Origin of the sequence: Pseudonocardia yunnanensis (genome assembly GCF_039534065.1) — a bacterium.
Lineage (GTDB): Bacteria > Actinomycetota > Actinomycetes > Mycobacteriales > Pseudonocardiaceae > Pseudonocardia > Pseudonocardia yunnanensis.
The window spans coordinates 108,293-134,513 of sequence record NZ_BAAAUS010000006.1; the positions used below are offsets into that span (position 1 = coordinate 108,293).

Consider the following 26,221-nt stretch of genomic DNA (forward strand, 5'->3'; position numbering starts at 1 on the left):
TCTGTAGCGGGGTTGCTCAGCGAGATGTGTCCACGTCGCGGGCGGTGGCTGGTCGGACGGTGGCTGTGAGGTGTGTGCGGTCCCTCTTGCGGACGGCCACATTCCAGCCTTCGTCCGTCGCGGCGGCATGCAGTTCGACTGTGCTGGGCAGCAACAGGGGCTTGCCGAATGCGACGTCGTACGTGATCGCCGCTGGTAGCCGCCCCTGCAACGCGGAGAGCGCCCGGGCAGCTGTCCACATGCCGTGAGCGATCGCCCGGGGGAAACCGAACGCACGCGCCGTGAGCGGGTGCAGATGGATCGGGTTCACGTCACCGCTGACACCGGCGTAGCGGCGCCCGATGTCGGCGCCCACCCGCCACGTCGCGACCGCAGGGCCGTCGGGCGCGTCCGGCGGCACCAACTCCGGCGACTCATCCCCTGCGGGCGCCGTAGCGCCCCGCGCGAGGTAGGTGCTGCGTCCGCGCCAGACCGGCTCGCCGCCCGCGTCGACCCGCGTGACCAGGTCGACCTGCGCGCCCTTCGGGTGCGCGACGAACCGCTCGGCGTGCACGCGCAGGTCGAGTGGTTCGGCCGCGTCGATCTCACGGTCCACGCTGATCGTGTTGCGGATGTGCACCAGCCCAGGCAGGGGCAGCGGGAAGTGGCGGCCGGCCATCAGCTCGACCTGGAGCGGAAAGGCCAGGACGTGCGGGTACGTCGGCGGGAGCGCGTCCTCGACCGGGAAGCCGCAGACGCGCGCGTAGTCCGCCAGATGCCCGCGATCCACCGACACGCCCTCCCGCGAACGCTCGCCCTCCGGGAGCGTCGTCGCGCGCGGCCCGATCGCCCCGACCGCGGCCTTCACGTAGAGCGGGGCGAGCCCCGCACCACCCGTGCCCATCAGGCCCCCAGGATGCTCTGCCCGCACACCCGCACGACCTGGCCGGTGATCCCACCGCTCCCGGCCTGCGCGAGCCAGCCGACGGTCTCGGCGACGTCCACCGGCAGGCCGCCTTGGCGAAGGCTGTTGATCCGCCGCCCGGCCTCCCTGGTCCCGAGCGGCATCTTCCCGGTCATCTCGGTCTCGATGAAGCCCGGCGCGACGGCGTTGATCGTCACGCCCCGCTCCCCGAGACGGGGAGCGAGCGCTCGCACCATCCCGATCACGCCCGCCTTGCTCGCCGCGTAGTTGGTCTGTCCGCGGTTGCCGGCGATGCCGCTGGTGGAGGCGATGCAGACGATCCGCACGGTCTCGCTGAGCAGGTCACCGGCGAGCAGTGCCTCGTTGATCGCGAGCTGCGCCCGCAGGTTGACGGCCAGCACGGCGTCCCAGCGGTCGGCGTCCATGTTGGCGAGCAGCTTGTCGCGCGTGATGCCTGCGTTGTGCACCACGATGTCGGCGCGCCCGTGCCGCTCCCGGACGTGTGCGAGGAGCCGCTCGGAGGCATCGGACGACGTGATGTCGAGCTGCAGCGCAGTGCCGCCGATGCGGTTCGCCACCCGGGCGAGCCCCTCGCCCGCCACCGGGACGTCGACGGCGACGACGGTGGCGCCGTCGCGAGCGAGCGTGTCGGCGATGGCCGCACCGATCCCGCGGGCCGCGCCGGTGACCACGGCGACCCGTCCGGCCAGCGGCCGCTCGACCTCGTCGGGCGCGTCCATCCCGATCGGGTCCTGCGCCGGGCCGACGGGAACCCCGATCCGCACGACCTGCCCGTCGACGTACGCCGAGCGGGCCGAGAGGAAGAACCGCACCGCGGAGTCGGCAGCCGCGGGGGGCGCGTCGGGGTGCACGACGAGCAGGTTGGCCGTCGCGCCGGCACGCACCTCCTTGGCCACCGAGCGCACCAGCCCGTCGAGCGCCTGGGACGCGGCGGCCGCCTCGACGTCGGCCGGGTCGGGCTCCGGACCGAGCAGCAACAACCGCCCCAACGGCCCCAGCCGCCGGACGGCGGGGGTGAGGAACTCGCGCACGGCGGCGAGGTCGTCGAGCGTGCGCACGCCGGTGGCGTCGAGGACGGCGGCAACGACCTTGCCCTCGCCGGCGTCGGCCACCTCGGCATCCTTCAGCAGCGCGCGGATCTGCTCGGCGTACCGGCCGGCGCCGACCGCCCCGACGAGCGCGGGCCCGTCGAGCAGCGGCTGCCCCGGTGAGTAGCGACGCAGCACCGGGATCCGGGGCACGCCGAGCCGCCTGACCAGGGAGTTCTGGGAGAGATCGCGAAGAGTGTCATTCGACATGTCAGCCCGCCTCGAGGATCGCGACGACACCCTGGCCGCCCGCTGCACAGATACTGATCAGCCCGCGCATGCGCGTCCCGGTTTCGCTGCTCTTCTCGTGGAGCAGCTTCGCGAGGGTCGCGACGATGCGCCCGCCCGTCGCGGCGAAGGGGTGGCCGGTGGCGAGCGAGGAGCCCACGACGTTCAGCTTCGACCGCTCGATCGGGCCGAGCGGGGCGTCCAGCCCGAGCCGCTCCTTCGCGAAGGCCGGGTCCTCCCACCCCTTCAACGTGGCGAGCACCGTGGACGCGAACGCCTCGTGGATCTCGTAGAAGTCGAAGTCCTGCAGCGTGAGCCCGTTGCGTTCGAGTAGCCGTGGCACGGCGTAGAGCGGTGCGGTGAGCAGCCCGTCCGCCGGCCGGCCCGGCGAGCCGAGCACGAAGTCGACCGCAGCCGTCTCCGCGTCGACGACGTGCGCGAGCACCGGCAGCCGGTGCTCGGCTGCCCACTCGTCCGACCCCAGCAACACCGCTGCCGCGCCGTCCGTGAGCGGCGTGGAGTTGCCCGCCGTCATGGTGGCGCCCTCGCCCTTGCCGAACACGGGCTTCAGCTTCGCGAGCTTCTCCACGGAGGTGTCGGGGCGCATGTTCTGGTCGCGCGTCAGCCCCAGGTAGGGCGTCACCAGGTCTGCGAAGAAGCCCCGGTCGTAGGCGGCGGCGAGGTTGCGATGGCTCGCGACGGTCAGCTCGTCCTGCTCCTCCCGCCCCACGTGCCATTCGAGTGCGGTGAGCGCGGCGTGCTCGCCCATTGACAGGCCCGTGCGCGGCTCGGCGTTGCGGGGGATCTCCGGCACGATCTGGCCTGGCCGCAGCCCGCGCAGCGCCTTGAGCCGAGCGCCGAGCGAGCGGGCTCCGTTGAGCTCCATCAGCACGCGGCGCAGGTCGTCGTTCAGTGCGACCGGCGCGTCGCTCGCGGTGTCGACCCCCGCCGCGATACCGCTCTGGATCTGGCCGAGGGCGATCTTGTTGGCGACGAGGATCGCGGTCTCCAGGCCCGTGCCACAGGCCTGCTGCACGTCGTATGCCGGCGTGTACGGCGAGAGCGCGCTGCCGAGCACGGCCTCGCGGGTGAGGTCACGGTCGCGGCTGTGCTTGAGCACCGCGCCACCCGCCACCTCACCGAGCCGTTCCCCGGCCAGGCCGAACCGGGCGATGAGGCCGTCGAGCGTGGCCGTGAGCATGTCGAGGTTGGACGCGCGGGCGTACGCGCCGTTCGCGCGGGCGAAGGGAATGCGGTTGCCACCGATCACGGCGGCCTTCCGGCTCTCCGGCACGGGTTCCTCCCGGGTTGAGGCTTCTGGACGGTGTTACCCATCGGTAGCCGATACTCAAAGTACACGGTACTGTCGGTCCCGTGAAGGCACTGCGGGACAAGCGCACCAGCCGGTGGGACGCCCATCGGCTCGCTCGCCGTGCCGAGCTGACGGACGCCGCGATCACCGCGATCCGCACGCACGGGGCCGGCGTGGGAATGGACGAGGTGGCTGCCACGGCGGGCACGAGCAAGACCGTCGTCTACCGGCACTTCACCGACCGCACCCAGCTCTACGTCGCCGTCTGCGCCCGCGTGGCCGAGGTGCTGGTCGCGCAGGTGCGTGCCGCCATGAACGGCGCGGACGGGCCCCACGCCAAGACCGCCGCCGCCATCGCCGCGTACCTGCGGCTGATCGAGAACGACCCCGAGGTCTACCGGTTCGTCGTGCACCGCCCGCTCGTCGACCGCGCGCTCGACGCCGATCCCGTTGCCGATCTCGTCTCACTGATCGGCAACGAGGCCACCGCGGTCATCGCCGCGCACCTTCGCCGCGCCGGCTCGGCCACCGGCGCGGCGGCGGCATGGGGTCACGGGGTCGTCGGCCTCGTGCGGGCGGCTGCCGACAACTGGCTGGCGCGGCCCGCGGGCACCACTCGCGACGAGCTCGCCGCTCAGCTCACCGCCCTGGCCTGGTCCGGGCTCTCCGGCGTGGTGGCTCCCCAGGCCGCCGCCCAGAAGGAAGAGGAACTTGCATGACGGTCGACGCCCGCGAACTCCAGCGCGTCCTCGACGGTAGATGGGCCGACGTCCGCGCCGACGTCCGCGCGCAACTCGGCACGCTCGCACTCAACCCGGATCCCGGGCTGAGCACCGAGGAGTACCGGGAGCTCACCACGGCGAACCTGCGACTGCTGGCCGAGAGCCGTCGCCCTCACCTGGGCTTCGACCCGGCGTACGGCGGGGGCGGCGACGTCGGAGGCGTCGTCACGGCGTTCGCGGCGCTCGGATACGGCGACCTCTCCCTGCTGGTCAAGGCCGGTGTGCAGTGGGGCCTCTTCGGTGGGGCCGTCCAGGTGCTCGGCACTTCTCGTCACCACGACAAGCACTTGCGGGCGATCATGGACGGTGAGCTGCTCGGCTGCTTCGCGATGACGGAGACCGGCCACGGCTCCGACGTCCAGCACCTGCGCACCACCGCCACGTACGACCCGGCTGCGCAGGAGTTCGAGATCCACACGCCCGACGCCGGGGCGCGCAAGGACTACATCGGCAACGCCGCGCGGGACGGGCGGATGGCCGTGGTGTTCGCCCAGCTGATCACCGGCGGCACCAGCCACGGCGTCCACGCGCTCCTGGTGCCCATTCGCGCCGAGGACGGCACGCCGATGCCGGGCGTGACGATCGGCGACTGCGGACGCAAGGCGGGCCTCAACGGCGTCGACAACGGGAGGCTGTCGTTCGACCACGTGCGGGTGCCGCGGGAGAACCTGCTCAACCATTTCGCCGACGTGGCCGAGGACGGCACCTACTCCAGCCCCATCGAGAGCTCCTCACGCCGCTTCTTCACGATGCTCGGCACGCTCGTCCGGGGCCGGATCAGCGTTGCGGGCGGGGCGGGCACGGCCACCCAGAAGGCGCTCGCGCTGGCCATCCGCTACGGCGCGACCCGGCGGCAGTTCGCCGACCCGTCCACGGGCGAGGAGGTGGTCGTGCTCGACTACCTCGTCCACCAGCGCAAACTGCTCCCCGCGCTCGCCACCACCTACGCGCTGCACTTCGCGCAGGGCGACCTGGTGTCGGACATGCACGACTTGCAGTCGTTCGGCGAGGAGCAGGCCTCCGGCACCGACGCGGAGGAGCTGCAGCGCGACCTGGAGACCAGGGCCGCAGGTATTAAGGCAGTAGCCACCTGGCACGCCACCGCCACGATCCAGACCTGCCGCGAGGCCTGCGGCGGCGCCGGCTATCTGGCGGAGAACCTGCTCCCGCAACTCAAGGCCGACACCGACGTGTTCACCACGTTCGAGGGCGACAACACCGTCCTGCTGCAGTTGGTGGCGAAGACGCTGCTCTCGGACTACGCCCGGCGCATCGGGAAGCTCGACCTGGCGGGCAAGGCGCGGTTCGCGGCCGACCTCGTGGCCGGTTCCGTGGCCGAGCGCACCGGCCTGCGCGCCGTCCTGCGACGGGGCGACGTGCGCGACCGCTCCTACCAGCGGTGGCTGCTCGTCGAGCGCGAGGAGCACCTGCTCGCCGCAGCCGCTCGGCGGATGCGCCGGGCACTGTCGCCTGGGGCCGACCAGTTCGCCGTCTTCAACGGCGCCCAGGATCACCTGCTCGTGGCCGCGCGGGCGCACGTCGACCGGATCGTGTTCGACGCCTTCGCCGCCGCCGTCGACCGGGTGGACAGCCCAGCCGTACGCGGCCTGCTCGACCAGGTGCGTGGGCTGCACGCCCTCTCGGTGATCGAGGCCGACCGCGCGTTCTTCGTCGAGCACGGATACCTCACCCCGGGCCGCGCCAAGGCGGCCACCCAGGCCGTCAACGCGCTGTGCGGGACGCTCCGTCCACACGCCAGGACGCTGGTAACCGCCTTCGGTATCCCGGAAGCCTGGATCGACTGCCCGCTGCTCGACGGCGAGCGGAATCCGGAGGCCCCGGCCACGGACCCGACCCCGTCCCACGAGGAGCCAACGGACCTGGCGGCGGTGGGCTGACCCCGAACGACCGGCACGGCGGTCCGATAGGCCGGGACGAACGCGCCGCTCATGCAGCGGAGCCGCGTGAAAATCAGGACAGGAACTGACCGCTGAGGTGGACATGCTCGTCGGGTGACCGAGACGAAACAGCCCCTCGCCGATCTCCACGCCCTGTTCGGGTACCGCGACGCCCCGGCCGCCATCACGTGGCTCCAGCGGGCCTTCGGGTTCGAGACGACCATGTCGTTCCCGGACGAGAAGGGCGGCATCGCCCACTCCGAGCTGCGGCTCGGCGACGCCGTGGTCGTGGTGTTCAGCGACCACGACGGCTACGAGCGCCCGCCGCGCAAGGGCCCCACCATGGGCTACGGGGTCTACCTCAGCGTCCCCGCCCCCGACGACGTCGACGCGCTCTACGCCCGCGCGGTCGACGCCGGCGCGACCACGATCTGGAAGCCCGAGACCACGGAATGGGGCAACTACCGATTCCGGGTCGTCGACCCCGAGGGTTTCGAGTGGTCGTTCGGCGTGCACCGGCCGGGCGAGCCTCAGGACGAGTGGACGGAAGACGAGCCGCCGGCAACCTGACGGGCGGCCGTGAGCCGCGCAGCCTGCGTGCCCCAACTGAACGAACGGCCCGCTGATCCAGCCCTATCGGACCGCCGCGCCGCTCGTCCAGCCGAGCCCCGCGGGCACACGCGGGCCGCGCGGTGCCCAGGTGAACGAGCGGCGCGTTGGTCCGATCCTGTCGGACGGCCGCGCCGCTCGTCCGGACCGGCGGTGCGCGCTCCCGGGGTGTGCGCAGCGCCCCAGCTGAACGAGCGGCGCGTTGGTCCAGCCCTATCGGACTACCGCGCCCCTCGTCCGGCCCGAGGCGGCGCCCCGGGGCGTGCCGCCCCCAGCTGAAGGAACGGCACCTTGGTCCAAACCTATCGGATGGCCGAGCCAGTCGTCCGGACCGGCGGTGCGCGCCAGGGGGTGTGCGCAGCGCCCCCGCTGAACGAGCGGCGCGTTGGTCCAGTCTTATCGGACGGTCGCGCCGCTCGTCCGGACCGGCGGTGCACGCGGGGGTGTGCGCAGAGCCCCAGCTGAACGAGCAGCGCATTGGTCCAGACCTATCGGACCGCCGCGCCGCTCATCCACCCGATGAGGCGGCGCCGGGCGGGACCAGTTGAACGAGCGGCACGTTGGTTCAGTCCTATCGGACGGCCGCCGCGGCGATCTTCGCCACCGATCCCTCCCGCAGGCGGACCAGACTGCACCAGATCCGGGTTTTCGCCCCGCAGGACCGCGCGGCGATCACCGCAGATCCGCTCAGCCAGCCGGCAGGCCGACCGGCGCATGATCGTTCCCAGATCCGGGTTTCCGCCCCCACGAGGGCGCGCAGCCTCATCTCACGGCGATCTTGGGCCGATGATCGTTCCGAGATCAGGGTTCCCGCCCTCGAGAGGGCGCATCGGCCACACTCGCGGTGATCATGATCGATCCCAGACCGTGGCCGCGACCACCGCTCGTTTCGGCCGGGGCGGCGGGTGCGGGGCGGCGCATCGTCCGGCACGCCTACGGTCATCTCGTCCCGGCGGGAGTGTTGTGGAGGAGCAGGAATGATCGTCGTTACCGGAGTCACCGGCAAGCTCGGGGGAATCGTCGCGAAGGACCTGCTCACCCGTGTGCCAGCCACTGATCTCGTTGCCGTGGCGAGAACTCCGCAGAAGGCCGCGACCCTCGCCGACCAGGGCGTCGAGGTCCGTGCCGGGGACTACGAGGACCCGGAGTCGCTGCGAGCGGCCTTCGCGGGCGCCGATGTCCTGCTGTTCGTCTCCTCGCCGGACATCACCCCGGGCACCCGGGTCCGCCAGCACGGCAACGTGGTCGACGCGGCGCGCGCTGCCGGGGTCGGCCGGATCGTCTACACCAGCGCCATCGGGGCGCAGGACGGCGTGGGGTTCCTCGCCGACCACACCGCCACCGAGAAGATGCTGCGCGAGTCCGGCGTGCCCCACACGCTGCTGCGCAACACCTTCTACATGGAGGCGCTCGTGAACCCGGGGCTGCGTTCGGCCGTCGAGTCCGGTGAGCTGGTGGCCGCCGACGGCGGGCGGCCGGTCAACTTCGCGACGATCAACGACCTCGCACTCGCCGCCTCAGCGACGCTCACGGGCACGGAGCACGAGGGCGTGGCGTACGAGGTGCGCGGCGCGCTCTGGACGCTGCCCGACCTCGCCCGCACCCTCGGCGAGGTGTCCGGGCGGCCCGTGACCTACCGGGCGGTGCCGGCTGACGACCTCGGGCCGGCCGCGTTCGTGCACAACCTCATCGCATCGGGCCTGTTCGCGGAGCCCTCCGACGACCTGGAGAAGCTCCTCGGGCGGCCGGCCACCGGCATGCGTGACGCCGTGGTCGCGGAGCTGGGCTGAGATTCGCGAGGCGGGTCAGCTCGTGGGGCGGCCGGCTGTGAGCACCCGCGGCCCGTCGTCGGTGACCGCGATCGTGTGCTCGGTGTGGGCCGCGCGGCTGCCGTCGGCGGCGCGGAGGGTCCAGCCGTCGGGGTCGGGGCGGTAGTCGTCGGTGCCACCGGCCAGGAACATCGGCTCGATCGCGATCACCAGACCCGGACGCAGGACGAGGCCGCGACCCGCGCGGCCCTCGTTGGGCACGTGCGGGGCCTCGTGCATCTCGCGCCCGACACCGTGGCCCCCGTGGTTCGCCAGGAGGCCGTACCCGCCGGCGCGGCCGACGACGCCGATCGCGTGGGCGATGTCGCCCATGCGGGCACCCGGCACGGCCGCGGCGATGCCGGCGGCGAGGGCCCGCTCCGTCGTCTCGATGAGCTCGACGTCGCGCGGATCGGCCGGACCGACCACGGTGCTGAACGCCGCGTCGGCACACCAGCCGTCCAGGTGCACGGCGAGGTCGACGCTCAGCAGGTCCCCGTCGCGCAGCGGCTGACGGCCTGGGATGCCGTGCACCACCGCGTCGTTCACGCTCGCGCAGATGACCGCCGGATAGGCCGAGGGGGCGGACCTCGGGTGGTAGCCCAGGAAGGTGGGCCGCGCGCCCGCGGCCGCGATCAGGTCGGCGGCGAGCGTGTCGAGCTCCGCGGGCGCGACGCCGGGGGCAACGTGCTCCCGCACGGCGGTGAGGACGTCGGCCACGATCTTCCCCGCGGCCTGAACGGCGTCGATCTCCGACGGGGTCTTCATCTCAATCATGTCGATAACTATACCGGTATTACTATTGGTGCCATGGTGCGTGTCCCCCTGACCCCGGCCGACCGCGAGCGCGGGGAGCGGCTCGGTGCACTGCTGCGCGCGGCGCGGGGAGACCGCAGTCTCGCGGAGATCGCCGGCGACGCCGGTATCTCCGCGGAGACGCTGCGCAAGATCGAGACGGGTCGCATCCCGACGCCTGCGTTCTTCACCGTGTCCGCGCTGGCAGGGGCGCTGGGGCTATCGCTGGACGAGCTCGTGGCCGCCACGACACCGGTGCCCGAGGAACGGAACGTGCAGGCCGTTTGACCAGGCAGATCCGTCACTCCCGTCCCTCGGCGGCCCGCCTGATCACCTCCTCCGAGGTGAGCGGGCTCGACGGGTGGTGGCTCAGGCACATCGGCTCGTGCACCCTCTCGAACGCAAGACCCTCGCTGGCGACATAGAACTGGCCCGAGCTGAGCCGGGAGATGTCGCTCACCTGACCGCCCTTGGCCCTGGCGAGCTCGGTGGCGGCGTTGATCTGCGCGCCCGAGTTCAGGTAGCCGAAGAACTGGGTGGCGGCGTTTCCGGGGATCCGGTTGTGCAGGCCCTTCGGTGCCTGCGTGGCGAAGACCAGGCCGAGGCCGTACTTCCGTGCCTGCGACGCCAGGGAGATCGTGCTCTCGGTACACGCGGTCATCGCACCGGAGGGCGCGAAGGTCTGCGCCTCGTCCATCACGAAGAGCCCGCCGAGCGGCCGGTCGCCCGCCGGGTTCGCCTTCACCCAGGAGAACAGCGCCATCTGCAGCTGGTTGACGAAGCTCTGTCGCTGCTCGTCGGCGGGCAGCCCGATGAAGCTGATCACGGAGATCCGCGCCCTCTTCCCCTCGCGCGGCGTGAGCAGCACCGACGGGTCGGCGGTCTCCCCGGATCCACCGAACAGGGGGTCGTTGATCATGGCGGCCGTCAGTGCTTCCGCCATCTCCGCCGCGAGCTTCTGGCCGTTGCGCAGCCCGCTGATGCCCTCGGGCAGGTCACCGAGCAGGTCGATGAACCCGTCGAGGGACGAGGCGCCGTGGCCGGCGTAGTAGGTGAGCACCTCCCGCAGCACCGCCCTGCCCGACTCGACCTTCCGCCCGGTCAGCTGTGCCCGGGGGGCGAGGCTCGCGACGGCCGCAGCGACCGCGATGGCGAACTCGTCGTCGTCACCGAGGACGGCCCCGAAGTCCGGGAGCGGCTGGAAGGCCAAGGGCCGCCCCTTCGAGCGACCAGGCGTCCAGACGACCACCTCGGTCTGTTCGAGGTAGGTGGCGGCCTTCTCCCCGTCGCCGTCACGCCAGTTCTCCGGCGGTTCAGGCCATGCGTCCCCCATGCGGGCCAGGTCGTTGTTCGGGTCGAGCACGATCGCCGAGACCCCGTGGAGGGCGCACTCCTCGACCAACCGCCGCAGGAGCACGGTCTTCCCGGAACCCGACCCGGCGAAGACGACGGTGTGCTTGCGCAGCGACTCGAGCGGCACGTGGACGTCCCGCTGGTGGGTGTCCGACCTGCCGACCGGCACCGTCGGCACACGGGGCCGGGGCACCGGGCTGGGCCGCCACCGCGCCGGGGGCTCCGGCTGCTCGGCGGTCGACTCCCGGTTCTCGGCGGCCTGCTCGGGCGGAGGATCGTCGGCCGGTGGAGGCAACGCGGGATCGGCCACCGGCGCAGCGTCGGCCTCCGGGGGTGCGACATCGGCGAGGGTGCGCCGGAAGAGCTCGGTCGACCCGGCCGGCCTGCGAGCGGCGAGCCACTCCAGGAATCCCGGTTTCTGCGGCCGCTGCATGACCTCCAGTGCCGCGAAGGTGCGCAGGTCGTCCTCGCTGATCGGGACGACGATCCCGCCCTGCTCCTCCAGTTCGGCGACGACCCGGGCGGTCACGGGGCCGCTCGGCCAGGCGGAGTTGCGGATCAGCACGAGCGTGCGCTTGTCCCCGCCTGCCCTCAGGCCGGCTTCGGTGCTCGCCGCGCTGATCCGGCTCTGCACCGCACGGGCGTGCGTGTGCGCGATCCCGCGGAAGGCGACGTGCACCTCGTCCTCGGTCCGCTCATCGAGCGTCCGACGCAGGCGGGCGTGCAACGCGGGTTTCCTCCCGCGTATCTGATCCACCGCCAGGTGCTGTCCGGCCTCGCCGAGCTCGGCGATGTACGCGCTCAACCCCGCCGTCAGCAGGGGCGGCATCCAGTCGTCCTCGCTGTCCTGGCTCAGGGGCACACGGACGTCGGCCTCATCGCGCAACCGGGTGAACCACGCGTCCATCGCCTGCAGCTCGCGGGGATCAGGCGGCTGGGGCGGACCGACGGGAGCCTGCTCGTCCGCGAGATCGTCCAGCTCGCTCAGCTCACCCGAGTCGAGGCACTTGCGGATGTGCGCGTCGACGCGCTGCAGGAGGCGGCGCGGAGTGAAGTTCCGCGCGCTCGCGCTCTCGAAGGCCGACGGCCGCACGGGCCACGTGTCGTAGGGCGGGGTGAACCCGACCTCGGCGTACCACCCGCCGAGATGCTGCGCGACCAGCGCCCTCGCGACGTCCGAGTCGGGCATCGCACCCTGCAGCGTCGACACGCGGAAGCGATCGGCGGCGGAGGTGACCGCGCTGCTCCTGATGGTCTCCCAGGACGCCGGGATGCACGCGAGGATCGACAACGTGCGCCGCGTCGCCTCCCGGAGCTCCATCAGCCCGTCGGCGATCTCGCCGACCAGCGCGCTGCGCTTCGCCGTGACGGACGCCGCGTCCGTCGTCGCCTCGTCGGACTGGTTGATCAGCCCATCGATCTGGTCGACCGCGATCACGGTCGGCCCCGTGAGCGCGAGCAACCGGGAGAGGTCGCGCAACACGAGCTGACGCGACCGGGTGCCGCGCCGGAAGCCCCAGTCCAGCCGCGCGGACTCCTCCACGTCGCCGTCGAGGGTCAGGTAGCCGTACCCGATCTCCTGCAGCTCCGGGTGGACGGCCCGATAGAGCACCAGCGCCCGCAGGGTGTTCTGGCACTCCATCCACACCTGGCGATCGACGCTACCGATACCGATGACGAGCGCGTCCAGGTCCTCGCGGAAGAGCGGCAGCATTCCTGCGATGCGGGTCTGCGCCAGCGGCGACATTCCCGCGAGCGCAGCGAGACGGCGCAGGAGGGGCGTGAGCTGGTCGACCTGCCCGGCGAAGAAGCCGTCGACGATCCCGTGCACGGCGCTGCGCCAGAACTCATGGCCCTCGAGCAGTTTGACCAGGAAGAAGTACCCGTCGCTCTCCTGCACCTGCTGACGCACCCACCGCAGTAGGTGCGTCTTGCCGACACCGCGGTCGCCCTGCAGGACCACCCCGATCGGGCTCGCTCCCTGGCTCGCCCGCGCCGCCGACAGGGAGTCCAGCACGGACTTCGCAACGCGCTCGTGCAAACCGTCGACGTGGTGCGTGACCGGGCTCCACACGTCGTCCGGAGCGACGGCCCAGTTGAACTGGACGGCTTCGAGCGCCATCCGCTCCTCGTCGGTCATTCCGCCTCGATCATCAGCATGTGCCGCTCGTCGCCCCCGAACCGGACGGCGGCGGCACGGTCGGCCTCGGTCAGCGTCTTCTGGTTCGACTCGGCCTGGATGTGGACGCCCGGGCTGCTCGCCAGCCGTTCGAGCTCGGCATCGACCGCGGCTCGGGACACGCCCAGCAGCTTCTCCCGCAGCTCGGCGAGGCCGACCCACCGGCCGGGTGCACCCGCGAGTTCCCGGTACGCATTCCGGATCAGCACCTCGACGTCCGGCGTGAAGATCTCGTGGAGCAGGCCACCCCTGGCGACGTACCGCTGCAGCCCGGCGAGCACGGTGTAGAGCGCTCCGCCCAGCGAACCCGCCCGGTCGGGACGCTCCATGGACAGCTCGGCGGTGCACCAGGCCCAGCCGTCGTCGGTGAGCTCGTGCGCGAAGCCGCGGCCGACCTTCCGGGAGGTCACCAGCTTCTGCTCGTTCAGCCGGCGCCGGTACCGGCCGTCGAGCGCGAAGCCGGCAGCGTCGCGCAGCTCCGCGTTCGTCAGCTCGCGAGCCTCGGCCATCAAGGCCAGCAGGGTGGCCCGCTCGCGCACGGTCAGCTGGTCAGTGGGCACTTGTCGTCCTCCGAGATCGGGGCTTCGAGGGTCGTTGCCGGGTCGTGCAGGCAAGCGGGGCTCACTCAGCGGCTGCGGCCTTTTCACGGCCGCCGCGGATCGCGCCCCACCAGCTGCCTCCCAGGAGGATCAGCCCGGGAGCCACACCGGCGACGACGGCGACAACCGCTTCGCCGGCACCGGTCACGGCCACCAGGAGGCCGAGCAGGCCGCAGGCCGCGAGGCCGGCCCCCAGCCACAACAGCGATGGCGCGCTCCACACCTTGGCGAGCCCGAGGAAGTGGACGCCGACGACGAAGGTGACCCAGGGCAGGACTGCGAGCGGGAGGTCGAGCGGCCCGCGCAGCACCGCGGTGCCCGCGAAGAAGGCGACCACCTCGGCGGCGACGACGGCCCAGTACCAACGGCTGAACCCGACGGCATTACCTGCGGCGGCGCCCGGCGCCGGGCGGGACCGGAACATGAAGACCAGCAGCCCGACGAGGGCCGCGACACCCACCACCTGCAGAAGCGTGCCGACCGGCGCACCCAGCGCGCTTGCGTTGACGACCACGTAGATCGTCCCGAAAACCGCACCGATCAGCAGCCCTAGCCGATTCGCCGTCACGGCGTCACTGTGCCTGCCTCGGTGCGCCGGCACCGCAGCGGGTGCCGGCGGCCGATCACGTCAGCTGACCCGGATCGCGACCTTGCCGCGCGTGTGCCCGGCCTCCACGATGGCGAGGGCGGCGCCCGCCTCGTCGAGGGGGCGGATCTCGGTGACGTGCGGGTCGAGCGCGCCATCGGCGACGAGCCCCGCGAGCGCGCTGAGCACTGCGGTGCTGCGGTCGCGCTCCACGCCGTGGCCCCCGAGCTCGGCGGCGAGCGACCGGTCGGCGATCGTGGCCAGACGCGACGTGTCGGACAGCACACCGGCCACGGCGCGCAGCGCCTCGCCGCCGACGGTGTCGAACACCGCGTCGACGCCCTGGGGCGCGGCGGTTCGGATCCGCTCGGCCACCCCGTCGCCGTACTCAACGGGGATGGCGCCGTAGGACGCGACGAGATCGTGCTTGCCCTTGCTGGCCGTACCGATGACGACGAGCCCACGGGCCCGGGCGAGCTGCAGGGTCACCACACCGACCCCACCACCGGCCCCGTTGACCAGCAACGTCGAGCCAGGGGCGAGGTCGAGCCCGTTCAGAGCGTCGTACGCGGTGCCTGCCGCGACCGGTAGCCCCGCCGCATCGGCCGGGCTCACGCCCTCAGGACGGTGCGCGGCGAACGACGCCAGCACCAGCGCCTGCTCGGCCCAGCCGCCCACCATGCCCGGGGTGCCGCCGAACACCTCGTCGCCGATGGCGAAACCGTCGACACCGGGACCGAGCCCGACGACCGTGCCGGCCACCTCCCGGCCCAGCGCCGCGGGCAGCACGGTGTCGCCGTAGCCGCCCTCGCGCAGCTTCCAGTCGCCCGGGTTGACGCCCGCGGCGCGAACCCGCACCAACAGCTCGCCCGGCCCCGGCGAGGGGACCGGCAGGTCGAGCATCGCCTCGTTCTCGGGCCCGCCGAAAGCGGTGAAGCCGTAGGCCTTCATGCCTGCACCGCCGAGCGCAGGGCCGCCAGGCGGGACACGGCCTCGGTGAGCACCTCGTCGCGCTTGCAGAACGCGAAGCGGACCAGTGAGCGCCCGAGATCGGGGTCGGCGCAGAACACCGACACCGGGACGGCGGCCACGCCGATCCGTTCCGGCAGGCTCCAGCAGAACTCGGCACCGTCGCTGAACCCGAGCGCCGTGACGTCGGTGACGACGAAATACGTGCCGCCCGTGTCGAACACGGTGAAGCCCGCCTCCCTCAGCCCGTTGGAGAGCAGGTCGCGTTTGCGCTGCAGATCGGCCGCCAGGCCGGTGTAGAAGGAGTCGGGCAGCCCGAGCGCGGCGGCGATGGCGGGCTGGAACGGGGCACCGCTGACGTAGGTGAGGAACTGCTTCACCGCGCGCACCGCAGAGACGAGCTCGCCGGGCCCGTGCACCCAGCCGACCTTCCAGCCGGTGACCGAGAACGTCTTGCCGACCGACGAGATCGTCAGCGTGCGCTCGGCCAGGCCCGGAAGGGTGGCCATCGGCACGTGGGGCCGCCCGTCGTAGGTCATGTGCTCGTAGACCTCGTCGGTGACGATCACCGCATCGTGCTCGGCGGCCAGCTCGCCGATCAGGGTGAGCTGCTCACGGTCGAACACCGCGCCCGTCGGGTTGTGCGGCGTGTTCACCAGCACGAGCCGGGTGCGGGCGGAGAACGCGGCACGCAGCTCGTCGGGGTCGAACCCGAACGACGGAGGCCGCAGCGGCACCGCGCGCAGCTCCGCACCGGCCAGCGCGATCGTGGCGGCGTACGAGTCGTAGTAGGGCTGGAAGGTCACCACCTCGTCGCCCGGCTCGCAGAACGCGAGCACAGCGGAGGCGATCGCCTCGGTGGCCCCGGTGGTGACGAGCACGGCGTCGGGGTCGACCTCGAGCCCGTAGAAGCGGCGCTGGTGCTCGGCCACGGCTGAGCGCAGCTCGGGGATGCCGATGCCCGGTGGGTACTGGTTGATCCCGCCCTGGATGTTCGCCGCGGCGTCGCTGAGCAGCGAGGGCGGACCGTCGGTGTCAGGGAAGCCCTGTCCGAGGTTGATCGCGCCGGTGCGCAGGGCGAGCGCCGACATCTCGGCGAAGATCGTGGACGTGTGGGGGCGCATCCGATCGACGAGCATCCGCCCACCGTAACCGCCTTCGGTCACCAACCCCGCATGTCGACTTCCCAGGTCTCGACCACCTCGGCACCGTCCACCACATGCATCCGCTCGTGCAGCACGACCGTCGGGTCGACATGCGCAGGCAGGACCCTGATCCGGTCCCCGACCCGCGCGGGCGTCTCCGGCACGAACGTCGTGTGCTCGTCCGAGCAGAACCGCACCCGCGCATCCGCGATGGTGGGGAGCCCGTGGTCCATGCCGAGCGCCTTGAGCCCGACGTCGACGACCGCGTGCGTTGCCGCCACCGAGACGACCGTGCCGAGCACCGACAGGGCCTGCCCGAAGGGGTGCCCGATCGCTCCGTATGCGGTGTCCATGAGGGCGTACGAGCCTGCCTGGATCTCGGTGGCCCAGGTGTTGTCGGCGTACGTCCCGGTTCCGCCCGCGCTGATCACCTCACCGCCCACGTCGGCGGCGGCCGACACCAGGAGCGCCATCGCCTCCGCGGTCTTCCGGGCCCGGTCGGCCGGATCGGCCACGAGCATGAGGTGGCCCTCGTAGCCCATCACCCCGCGCACCTCGAGCCCCGCCCGGCGGGCCTCGTCGGCGAGATCGCCCGCCTTCTGCGGCGGGCAGCCACACCGCAGCAGCCCGACGTTCACGTCGACGAGCACCTGGCGCACTCCACCCGCCACAGCCGCCGCGACCGTCTCCGGCGAGTCGACGGCGACGGTGACGCGCGCTCCCGAACGCACGAGTGCCCCGAGTCGGCGCATGTCGAGCACCTCGTTGGCCAGCAGCAGGTCCTCACCGAGCCCGGCACCGGCCATCACCTCGCACTCCCGGATGGTGGCGCACGTGAAACCGGGGTGGCCGTTCGCGCGCTGGCGGCGCGCCAGCGCGCTGCACTTGTGCGCCTTGACGTGCGGGCGCAGCCTCGTCCCGGGCAGGGCGGCGCTCATCGTGTCGAGGTTGGACTCCAGCAGGGCCCGCTCCACCAGCAACGCGGGCGTGGGGAGCTCGTCGATCCGCATGATCCCCACGCTAGCCAGCGTGGTGGTTGGCGCGCTGCGTCGCGGCGGAGGATCGTGCCCGCCATGACGACTTCCGACGTGCGGCCCGACGCCCGGACCGTCGCCGCCGAGCTGTCCGATGCCGGTGTCGCGGGCGTGACGATCAGCTGGGCGGACAACAACGGGATCCCGCGCTCGCGCACCGTGCCCGTTGCCGCGCTGCCCCGGGTGGCCGAGACCGGCATCGGTGTCACCACGCTCTTCGCCGTGTTCGACAGCTCGGATGCGATCACCTACGCCCACGAAGGGCTCTCGTCGCCGTCCGGGGACGTCCGGCTCGTACCGGTGCTCGACGGGCTCGTGCGGCTGGCCGGTCAGCCGTCGCTGGCCTGGGCGCCGGGCCGGATCCTCGACGCCGACGGTGCTCCCTGGCCCTATGACCAGCGGGCGGTGCTGGAGCGGCAGGTCGAGGAGCTGGCCGAAGCCGGGCTGACGGCTCTCGTCGGCTACGAGATGGAGTTCGGCGTGTACGCGGAAGGCGGCCCCGACGAGCTCGTTCCCGCTCATCCCGGGCCCGCGTACAGCCCGCACGCGCTCCTCGCGGTCGACGAGTTCATGGCGGACGTTCTGCGCGACTTCACCGCGAACGGTCTCGAGATCGGGCAGTTGCACGCCGAGTACGGGCCGGCCCAGATGGAGCTGTCCCTCGCGCCGAGCGACCCCGTCACGGCCGCCGACCGCCAGCTCCTCGCCCGCCAGACGCTGCGCGCAGCCGCCCGCCGCAACGGGCTCCGGTTGAGCTTCGCGCCACTCCCGGCCCAGGCCGCCGCCGGAAACGGCTGGCACATCCACAGCTCCGTCTGGCGCGAGGGGCGCAACCTGCTCGCGGGCAGTCCGGAGGGCCCCGGCGCCGAGGGTGCCGCCTACATCGCCGGGTTGCTGCGGGACCTGCCCGCCGTCGCGGCGATCACAGCGCCGAGCCTCGGGTCGCTGGCCCGGCTGCGGCCCGGGTTCTTCGCGGGGGCGTTCGCGTTCTGGGGCGTGGAGAACAGAGAGGCGCCGCTGCGGTACGTGCCGGGCTCGAAGTTCCTCGGGTCCGACCACGCGAACGTCGAGCTCAAGACGTCGGACGCGTCGGCCAATCCCTATCTCGCGCTGGCCGCTGTGCTCGCCGCGGGAGCAACCGGTGTCGCCGACGAGCTCTCGCTCGAACCGCCCGTGCAGGCCGACCCCGGATCGTGGAGCGAGAACGAGCGCGCCGGGCAGAAGATCGCCCTGCTCCCGCGGACCCAGGCGGAGCAGGAGGCCGCTCTGACGGGTAACCCGCGCATCCCGGCCGTGCTCGGCGACGATCTTCTGGGCGCGTTTCTCGCCGTCCGGCGATCCGACGCCGCGGCGGCCGAGGACCGATCACCCGACGACGTCCTGGCCGGACTGCGCTGGCGCTACTGAGGCTCGCACCGAGAGCTGGCTCACACGATCGGGTGATCGGGAACACCAGTCGCAGCCGGCGGATTTCACCCCTTCGTGACGCTGACTCCCGATCGTGTCCCACCGGCAGTACCGGACACCCGGGGGGCTCGCCTCCGGCTGGTGCTGGTGCTGGGCGCGCTCATCGCGCTGGGGCCCTTCACCATCGACATGTACCTGCCCGCGCTGCCGACGATCAGCACGGATCTGCTGACGTCCTCGGCCACCGTGCAGTTGACACTCACCGGCACGCTGCTCGGGCTCGGTCTCGGACAACTGATCATCGGGCCGCTGTCGGACCGCTTCGGCCGGCGCATGCCGCTCCTGGCCGGAACGGCCGTGCACGTGATCGCCTCGGCCCTCTGCCTGATCGCGCCCTCCATCGAGGTGCTCGGCGGGCTGCGCGTGCTGCAGGGCCTCGGCGCAGCGGCGGGTTCGGTGATCGCACTCGCGATCGTGCGCGACCTCTACACCGGGCGGGCAGCCGCGACCCTGCTCTCGAGGCTGATCCTCGTGATGGGCGTGTCTCCCGTGATCGCTCCGACGGTGGGCGGCTACGTCCTCGCGTTCACGTCGTGGCGCGGGGTGTTCGCGGTGCTGGCCCTCATCGGGCTCGTGCTGATCCCCGTGGCGGCGCGGGCCCTGCCGGAGACGCTTCCCCCTGAGCGCCGCCAGACGACCGGCGTGCTCGGCACGCTGCGCACCTACGGCGGGCTGCTGCGCGACCGCACGTTCCTCGGGCTCGTGCTCGTCGCCGGTCTCGCCATGTCGGCGGTGATGGCGTACGTCTCCGGCGCCTCGTTCGTCTTCCAGGAGGAGTACGGACTGAGCGAGCAGGTGTTCGGGCTGGTCTTCGGCACGGCCGCGATCTGGCTGATCGCCGCCACGCAGCTCAACCCGGTGCTGCTGCGCCGCTTCGAGCCGCGTCAGCTGCTGCTCGCCGCCGTCGTCGCGGGCTCGGTGGCCGCGTTGGTGCTGCTCACGGTCGCGCTGCTCGGTCTGGGCGGGGTCATCGGGTTCCTGGTCGCGCTGTGGCTGGTGCTGTTCGCCGTCGGCCTCGCCCTGCCCAACGCGCCTGCCGTCGCGCTGTCCCGCCACGGCGAGGCCGCCGGCACCGCCGCTGCCCTGCTGGGTGCGGTGCAGTTCGGCGTCGGCGCGCTCGTCTCGCCGCTTGTGGGCGTGCTGGGCAACAACGCCATCGCGATGGCCATCATCGTCGCCGGCGGGCTGGTGCTCTCGACGCTCGTCCTCGTTGTCGTCGTGCGGCCGTGGCGGCTGCCCGACATGGAGCCTTCGGCCGTGGCATTGGAAGCCGCGGTCGTGCACTGACCGGCGGGCAGCGGCCGCGGGCGTCGGGGGACGGCTCGACGGCCGCTGCCGGCCGGTACGAAGTGCCGAAGGTCAGAAAACGATCTCGGCCGCGCGGGAGACCTCGTCGATGTCGTCGGTCGTCCCGATGAGGATGAATTCGTCGGCGCCGAGGTCCTCGTACTCCTTGACCGCCTCGCGCACGGCCTCCGGCGAGCCGCTCACGCCGGCCGCGGATCCGTTCGACATCTCCTCGCCCAGGAAGCTGTAGTAGTCCTTGACGTTGGCGCGCCCCTGGTCCTCCGCGCCGAGGGCGAAGTAGCCGATCGCGACGATCCTCGGCTGGCCGGAGCGCCCCGCCTCCGTCCACGCCGCCCTGGCGGCCTCGAAGGACGGAGCGACCATGGACGCCGGCATCGAGGCACCGACGTAGCCCTCCCCGACGCGCGCCATGCGCCCGAGCGCCGCCGGGCTGAAACCGCCGAAGAGCAGCGGGATCTGACGGGTGCCGGCCGGCACAGCGGGGTTGACGCCGCCCCCGACCGGATCGCCGTTCCAGATGCTGCGGTAGGTCTCGAGGTCGTGGTCGAACCGCTTGCCGCGGCCGCTCATCCCGTACCCGTCCACGACGAAGTCGTCCGGACGCCCGCCGATGCCGAGCCCGAGGCTGAGCCGGTGGCCGGACACCCCGTCGATGCCTGCCAACTCCTTGGCCAGGAGCTCTCCCGGCCACACCGGGGCGAGCATGACGTGGCTGAACAGCCCGATCGTGCTGGTCGCGCCCGCCGCAGCCGCGAGCGTGACCGTGTCGCTGACGCCGGGGTAGGCGTATCGGCCGACCGTGCCGAGGGTGGAGAACCCGGCCTCCTCGGCCTTCGCCGCCCACTGCGGGATCGTTTCGGGGCGTACGTTGCGGACCTGGTTCGGAAGCCCGAGACCGATCTTCATGAATTCTCCTTGGCCGATCGATGAGATGGTTGAGGCGCGGCGAGGCCGGCGCCGTCAATCCGTGCAGGCGCGTCGGTGAGCCTTCAACCAAAGCCTAGGGCCGGCTCTCGCCGAACCCGCGTCCGGTTGATCTTGTGAATCAGGGACCCTCACGTTCGCCTCGGCCGTCCCGCACTGTCAGCAGGGGGAGGAACGCTTGTGTGAGCGGCCCGATGGCGAGTGCGTAGAACACGGTGCCCACCCCGACTGTGCCACCGAGGAGCCATCCGGCGACGAGCACAGTCGCCTCAATGCACGTCCGGACGAGTCGAACGGACCATCCGGTACGTCCGGCCAGACCCGTCATCAGCCCGTCGCGCGGGCCAGGGCCGAGCCGCGCCCCGACGTAGGCCGCCGTCGCGACACCGTTCAGAACGACGCCGCCCACCAGCAGTGCGATGCGCGCGGGGAGCCCCGCCGGCTCCGGGATCACCGCCAGCGCCGCGTCGACGACCAGGGCGATCACGACGACGTTCGCCACCGTCCCGATGCCGGGCCGCTGGCGCAGCGGGATCCACAGCAGCAGTACCAGGACGCCGGTGATGGCCGTGACCGCGCCGAAGCTGAGCGGCGTCTGCTCCGTGATTCCCTCGTGCAGCACGTCCCACGGGTTGATCCCCAGCGCCCCGCGGATCTGCATCGCCATGCTGGTCCCGTAAAGGATGAGCCCTACCAGCAGCTGCGGGATCCGTCTGGCCGGATGCCGGTTGACGGGGAGCGGGCGTAGATCGACAACGGCCATTGCCCCATCCTCGGGGGTCCCCCGGCCGTGACCAGGGCCAATCTCCCTCAGGTGGACTCCCGGCACAAAGGGCCGCGAGCCGACATGATGGCGATATCCCGGATAGCGGAGGTCGCCGTGCGCAGGTTGTCCATCATCCCTGCCCTGCTCGCCACGCTGCTGGTCGGCGGCGCCGGTGTAGCGCTCGCCGAGCCACCGTTCCGGCTCGTCGACCGGGTCAGCGACCAGGCGCAGGTGCTCGGCCCTGGCCAGACGGAACAGGTCGCCGCCGCGATCGAGCAGTTGCGCGCCGAAGACGGCATCGACCTCTTCGTCGTCTACGTCAACTCGTTCGACGGGGCCTCCCCGCAGGCCTGGGCCGACCAGACCGCGCAGCTGTCCCAGCTCGGCACCGAGGACGTCCTCCTCGCGGTGGCCACCGGTGACCGCGCGTACTACGTCTCTGTCGCCGACGGGTTCCCGCTCTCGGTGGCCGAGACGGACCGCATCCGCACGAGGGACGTCGAGCCGCGGCTGGCCGCCGGCGACTGGGCAGGCGCGGCGATCGGTCTCGCGGAAGGGCTGCGCACGGCGGACAGCTCCGGCCCGGGCGAGGTCCCGGTCGGTGTGCTGATCGTCGGCGGTGCCGCGGTGGTCGGCGGCGGGGCGTACCTGCTCGCCCGTCAACGGAAGAAGGCGCGGGGCGATGCGCCTGCGGCGGCCGGGGCCGGACCACCTCCGCCCGCGCAGCGCGACGAGTTCAGCGATGTCTCCACCGACGACCTCGCGTACCGCGCCAGCGCCGCCCTCATCGACGTGGACGACGCCGTGCGCACCTCCGAGCAGGAGCTGTCGGCGGCCCGCGCCCACTTCGGCGACCACGCCGTGGCGGAGTTCGCGGCCGCGCTGGAGCAGTCGCGCGCCGACATGCTCGACGCCTTCGAGGTCCGCCAGCAGCTCGACGACGACCAGCCCGAGGACGAGCCGACGAAGCGGTCGATGTACGGCCGGATCATCCGCACGGCCGGTGCCGCCGACAAGCGACTGGACGCGCAGGTCGAGGCGTTCGACAAGCTGCGGAGCCTCGAGGCGAAGGCACCGGAGTACATCGCCGGGTTGGGCGGGCGGCTCGCTTCCGTCACGGCCCGGCTCCCGGAGGCCGCGACGGGCTGGAGCGCGCTGCAAGGGCGCTACGCCGCCCCCGCGCTGGCCCCGGTGGCAGGCAACCTCGACCAGGCGCGCCAACTGCTCACCGCGGCGCAGGCGGAGGTCGACGAAGCGCGCACCGAGCTCACCACCCCCGGTCCGGCCGCCGCCGTGGTGTCCGGGCGGGCCGCGGAGGACGCGATCACCCAGGCCGAGACGCTGCTCGACGGGATCGGGCGGCGGGAGGCCGAGCTCGCCGACGCGGCTGGTCGGGTCTCCGCCGCCCGAGCGGAGGTGGTGCAGGACCTCGCCGAGGCCCGGGCGCTGTCGGCGTCGAACGGTGCCGGCGACCTGGGCCCGGTCGTTGCACGGGCCGAGGCCGCTGTGGCAGCAGCCGACCAGGCCGCGTCAGCGCAGCAGCCCGACCCGATCTCCGCGCTGCGGCTCCTCGACGAAGCAGGCACCGCGCTGGACCAGGGCCTCGACCAGGCGCGGATGGCCAAGGACCGGGCCCGCCGCGCCGCCGCGGCCCTCGACCAGACCGTGCTCACCGCCCGTTCCACCGTCGCGGCGGCGGGCGACTTCATCGCGACCCGGCGCGGTGCGGTCGGGAGCGAGGCGCGCACCCGGCTCGCCGAGGCACAGCGGCACCTGCAGCAGGCGAGCGCCGGCGGCGACCCGGTCGCCGCGCTGCGGGAGGCGCAGCAGGCCGACGCCCTCGCGCAGGAGGCCCTGCGGCTGGCGCAGGCGGACGTCTCCCGCTGGTCCCGCCCGGTGCCGTCGCCCACCGCGTCGAGCGGGATCGATCTCGGCAGCCTGATCCTCGGCGGGATCATCGCCGGCTCCGGCGGCCGGTATCACGGCGGCGGGCGCAGCCGCGGTGGCGGTTTCGGTGGTGGCGGCACCCGGAGGAGCCCCGGCAGCTTCGGTGGTTCCGCGACGCGCGGCCGCCGCGGTGGCGGCGGCCGCTTCTGACGCCTCAAGCCCGGCTGATCGTCACCTCCACCAGGCGGCGGTCGGCCGTGCTCACCTCGTGGACGGGTCCGGTCAGCTCCACCGCACCCGTCAGCACCGGGCTCTCGCAGTTCGTACCGACGAAGAGCTCGATCGTGCCCGGCTCGACCACTCGCACCATCCGCCGGTCACTGAAGGCGAGCCGTTGAGTGGGCACGTCGAAGGCGACCTCGGCGCTCTCGCCCGCCTCCAGGTGCACGCGGGCGTAGCCCAGCAGCTGCACCACCGGACGCGTCACGGTGGCGACGACGTCCGTGGCGTACAGCTGGACGATCTCCGTGCCGGCCCGGTCGCCGGTGTTGGTGACCCGCGAGACCGCCCGGATCGCGCCGTCCGTGGCCACCCGCTCGGCGACGACACGCAGGTCGGTGTGCTCGAACGCCGTGTAGGAGAGCCCATAGCCGAACGGGCGCACCGGCTCGGTGTCGATGTTGCTCACCGAGCTGGCGCCCCCGAGCTTCGGGTGCAGGTAGCTGTAGGGCTGGGCGCCGACCGAGCGGGGCAGGCTCACCGGGAGCCTCCCCGAAGGGTTGACGCGGCCCGACAGCACCCCGGCGATCGCCGCGGCACCCTCCTGCCCGGGAAAGAACGCCTGGACGACGGCCGCACAGCGGTCGATCGCCCACCCGACGGCGTACGGCCTCCCGGTGAGGAGCACGAGGACGACCGGTGTGCCGGTGTCCAACAGCGCCTCCACGAACTGTCGCTGCACGCCCGGAAGGTCCAGCGACTCGGCATCGCAGCCCTCACCGGAGGTGCCGCGACCGAACAGGCCCGCCCGGTCGCCGACCACCGCGACGCAGAGCTCCGCGTCCCGGGCGGCGGCCACTGCGGCGGCGAAGCCCGTGGTGTCGGCACTGTCCACGTCGCAGCCGCGGGTGTACTCGAAGCCCGCACCGGTCAGTTCGGCCCGCAGCGCGCCGAGCACGCTCGACACGTCGAGCCCGAGCTCGGTGCCGGGGTGCTGGGCGAGCACGTGGTTGGCGAAGCTGTAGCAGCCGAAGAGCGCCGAGGTGTCGTCGGCGTTCGGGCCGACCACCGCGATCCGGCTCCCGGTGCCCGGGTCCAGCGGCAGGACGCCGTTGTTGCCGAGCAGCACCACCGACTCCTCGGCCAGCCGGGCGGCCAGCGCCCGGTGCCCGGCCGGGTCGAGATCGATGGCATCGTCCACGGCGGTCTCGTCGAACACCGCGTCGAGCAGGCCGAGCCGTGCCTTCTGCGCCAGCACCCGGTGCACTGCGCGGTCGACCACCTCCTCTGGCAGTTCGCCGGACCGCACCAAGGCGGCGAGCGGCGCCAGGTAGGCCGTGCCGGTGGGCAGCTCGACGTCGATGCCCGCCACGAGGGCCTGCGCCGCGGCGTCACCCAGGTCGGCCGCCACCGCGTGCAGGGTGTGGAGGAACGCGACGGCGAAGTAGTCCGACACCACCGTGCCCGCGAAGCCCCACTGCTCCCGCAGCACACCGGTGAGCAGCCCGGCGTCGGCGGCGACCGGAAGGCCGTCGATCTCCGCGTAGGAGTTCATCACCGAGTCCACGCCGCCGTCGAGCACGGCCATCTCGAACGGGGGCAGCAGCACGTCGGTGACCTCGCGCGGTCCGGCGTACACCGGTGCGAGGTTGCGTCCGGCCCGCGAGTTCGAGTACCCGACGAAGTGCTTGAGGGTGGCCACGACTCCGGTGCTCTGGACGCCCCGCACGTAGGCGGTGGCGACCGTGCCTACCAAGTAGGGGTCCTCGGAGATGCACTCCTCGACCCGGCCCCAGCGGGCGTCCCGCACCACGTCGAGCACCGGGGCGAGCCCCTGGTGCACGCCGAGCGCGGCCATCGACCGTCCGATCGCCGCACCCATCTCCTCCACCAGTTCCGGGTGGAAGCTCGCGCCCCACGACAGCGGCGCCGGGAACGTGGTGGCCTTCCAGGCCGCGAGGCCTGTGAGGCACTCCTCGTGCACCAGCGCCGGAATGCCGAGCCGGGTGTGCTCGGTGAGCCAGCGCTGCTTCGCGGCGAGGGCCCTGGCGCCCTCGACGGGGTCGACCGGCGCGGTGCCGAACGGGCGGGTCACATGTCCGAGCCCGTGCCGGGCGAACTCCTCGAACCCGCTCTCATCCGCCTGCATCGCGTCCTGCATCGGGGCGACGTCGCCGCCTTCGCCGGAGCCGCCCCGCCCCTCCCACAGGCCCACCAGCTGGGCGAGCTTCTCCTCGAGCGTCATGCCGGCGACGAGCTCGGCGACCCGCGGGTCGTCGGTGCCCGTCGCGGCGCTCGTGGTGGACACGTCGGTACTCATGACGTCCTCTCGGAAGTTCG

21 protein-coding genes are annotated in these 26,221 nt (G+C 72.5%); 8 read left to right on the forward strand and 13 right to left on the reverse strand.

All coding sequences use genetic code 11. The features are described from left to right. Positions 1-16: 16 nt before the first annotated feature. Genes ABD743_RS06765 through ABD743_RS06775 form a run of 3 tightly spaced genes read right to left on the reverse strand, consistent with a single transcriptional unit; the run spans position 17 to position 3,535 of the window. Positions 17-883, reverse strand: a complete 867-nt coding sequence (locus ABD743_RS06765) for a MaoC family dehydratase (RefSeq protein ID WP_344719913.1) — start codon at positions 881-883, stop codon at positions 17-19. Then, on the reverse strand, positions 883-2,223 hold the full coding sequence (locus ABD743_RS06770; RefSeq protein ID WP_344719915.1) for a 3-oxoacyl-ACP reductase: 1,341 nt from the start codon (positions 2,221-2,223) through the stop codon (positions 883-885). The genes ABD743_RS06765 and ABD743_RS06770 overlap by 1 nt, the downstream gene beginning before the upstream one ends. 1 nt (position 2,224) lies before the next feature. Further along, positions 2,225-3,535 carry an acetyl-CoA C-acetyltransferase gene (locus tag ABD743_RS06775; RefSeq protein ID WP_344719917.1) on the reverse strand — a complete coding sequence of 437 codons (1,311 nt, stop codon included), beginning with the start codon at positions 3,533-3,535 and terminating at the stop codon, positions 2,225-2,227. A gap of 80 nt (positions 3,536-3,615) precedes the next feature. Between ABD743_RS06775 and ABD743_RS06780 the strand changes: the two genes are divergently transcribed. The 4 genes from ABD743_RS06780 (at position 3,616) to ABD743_RS06795 (ending at position 8,632) form a co-directional block, all read left to right on the forward strand. Beyond that, a complete protein-coding gene (locus tag ABD743_RS06780; protein ID WP_344719919.1) occupies positions 3,616-4,272 on the forward strand; it encodes a TetR/AcrR family transcriptional regulator in 657 nt (218 codons plus the stop codon). Next, positions 4,269-6,233: an acyl-CoA dehydrogenase family protein gene (locus ABD743_RS06785; RefSeq protein WP_344719921.1), complete on the forward strand. Its 1,965-nt coding sequence runs from the start codon at positions 4,269-4,271 to the stop codon at positions 6,231-6,233. The genes ABD743_RS06780 and ABD743_RS06785 overlap by 4 nt, the downstream gene beginning before the upstream one ends. Positions 6,234-6,347: 114 nt before the next feature. Further along, entirely contained in the window at positions 6,348-6,803 is a 456-nt protein-coding gene (locus ABD743_RS06790; protein WP_344719922.1) for a VOC family protein, read from the forward strand. A 1,016-nt stretch (positions 6,804-7,819) separates the two neighbouring features. Continuing rightward, positions 7,820-8,632, forward strand: coding sequence for an SDR family oxidoreductase (locus ABD743_RS06795; protein WP_344719924.1), 813 nt, complete (start codon positions 7,820-7,822; stop codon positions 8,630-8,632). Positions 8,633-8,647: 15 nt separating this feature from the next. Here the strand turns inward: ABD743_RS06795 and map are convergent, their stop codons facing one another. Beyond that, on the reverse strand, positions 8,648-9,427 hold the full coding sequence (gene map / locus ABD743_RS06800) for a type I methionyl aminopeptidase (protein WP_344719926.1): 780 nt from the start codon (positions 9,425-9,427) through the stop codon (positions 8,648-8,650). Between the two features lie 33 nt (positions 9,428-9,460). On the opposite strand from map, the gene ABD743_RS06805 reads away from it, so the two are divergent. Continuing rightward, a complete protein-coding gene (locus ABD743_RS06805) occupies positions 9,461-9,733 on the forward strand; it encodes a helix-turn-helix domain-containing protein (RefSeq protein ID WP_344719927.1) in 273 nt (90 codons plus the stop codon). A gap of 13 nt (positions 9,734-9,746) precedes the next feature. Here ABD743_RS06805 and ABD743_RS06810 read toward each other — a convergent pair whose 3' ends face one another. The 6 genes from ABD743_RS06810 to ABD743_RS06835 form a co-directional block, all read right to left on the reverse strand. Then, on the reverse strand, positions 9,747-12,938 hold the full coding sequence (locus tag ABD743_RS06810; protein ID WP_344719929.1) for an ATP-binding protein: 3,192 nt from the start codon (positions 12,936-12,938) through the stop codon (positions 9,747-9,749). Beyond that, complete coding sequence (locus ABD743_RS06815; protein ID WP_344719931.1) at positions 12,935-13,537, reverse strand: hypothetical protein; 603 nt, start codon at positions 13,535-13,537, stop codon at positions 12,935-12,937. The genes ABD743_RS06810 and ABD743_RS06815 overlap by 4 nt, the downstream gene beginning before the upstream one ends. 61 nt (positions 13,538-13,598) lie before the next feature. After that, positions 13,599-14,144, reverse strand: a complete 546-nt coding sequence (locus ABD743_RS06820; protein ID WP_344719933.1) for a hypothetical protein — start codon at positions 14,142-14,144, stop codon at positions 13,599-13,601. 60 nt (positions 14,145-14,204) lie between these two features. Then, positions 14,205-15,113, reverse strand: coding sequence for an NADP-dependent oxidoreductase (locus ABD743_RS06825; protein WP_344719935.1), 909 nt, complete (start codon positions 15,111-15,113; stop codon positions 14,205-14,207). Beyond that, complete coding sequence (locus tag ABD743_RS06830; RefSeq protein WP_344719937.1) at positions 15,110-16,270, reverse strand: pyridoxal phosphate-dependent aminotransferase; 1,161 nt, start codon at positions 16,268-16,270, stop codon at positions 15,110-15,112. Before ABD743_RS06830 ends, ABD743_RS06825 begins: the two co-directional genes overlap by 4 nt. Positions 16,271-16,293: 23 nt before the next feature. Continuing rightward, complete coding sequence (locus ABD743_RS06835; protein WP_344719939.1) at positions 16,294-17,286, reverse strand: alanine racemase; 993 nt, start codon at positions 17,284-17,286, stop codon at positions 16,294-16,296. Positions 17,287-17,349: 63 nt separating this feature from the next. On the opposite strand from ABD743_RS06835, the gene ABD743_RS06840 reads away from it, so the two are divergent. Further along, the gene (locus ABD743_RS06840) at positions 17,350-18,717 is read left to right on the forward strand and encodes a type I glutamate--ammonia ligase (RefSeq protein ID WP_344719940.1); all 1,368 of its coding nucleotides are present in this window, start codon (positions 17,350-17,352) and stop codon (positions 18,715-18,717) included. Positions 18,718-18,792: 75 nt separating this feature from the next. Further along, positions 18,793-20,064 (forward strand): multidrug effflux MFS transporter, encoded by a 1,272-nt coding sequence (locus ABD743_RS06845; RefSeq protein ID WP_344719941.1) that lies wholly within the window; start codon positions 18,793-18,795, stop codon positions 20,062-20,064. Positions 20,065-20,136: 72 nt separating this feature from the next. Here ABD743_RS06845 and ABD743_RS06850 read toward each other — a convergent pair whose 3' ends face one another. Both ABD743_RS06850 and yczE read right to left on the reverse strand, forming a co-directional pair. After that, positions 20,137-20,991 carry an LLM class flavin-dependent oxidoreductase gene (locus tag ABD743_RS06850; protein WP_344719942.1) on the reverse strand — a complete coding sequence of 285 codons (855 nt, stop codon included), beginning with the start codon at positions 20,989-20,991 and terminating at the stop codon, positions 20,137-20,139. Positions 20,992-21,130: 139 nt separating this feature from the next. After that, complete coding sequence (gene yczE / locus ABD743_RS06855) at positions 21,131-21,772, reverse strand: membrane protein YczE (protein WP_344719943.1); 642 nt, start codon at positions 21,770-21,772, stop codon at positions 21,131-21,133. 117 nt (positions 21,773-21,889) lie between these two features. On the opposite strand from yczE, the gene ABD743_RS06860 reads away from it, so the two are divergent. Continuing rightward, positions 21,890-23,872, forward strand: coding sequence for a TPM domain-containing protein (locus tag ABD743_RS06860; RefSeq protein WP_344719944.1), 1,983 nt, complete (start codon positions 21,890-21,892; stop codon positions 23,870-23,872). 4 nt (positions 23,873-23,876) lie between these two features. Here ABD743_RS06860 and ABD743_RS06865 read toward each other — a convergent pair whose 3' ends face one another. Beyond that, positions 23,877-26,201, reverse strand: coding sequence for a beta-xylosidase/alpha-l-arabinosidase (locus ABD743_RS06865; RefSeq protein ID WP_344719945.1), 2,325 nt, complete (start codon positions 26,199-26,201; stop codon positions 23,877-23,879). Positions 26,202-26,221: the final 20 nt, after the last annotated feature.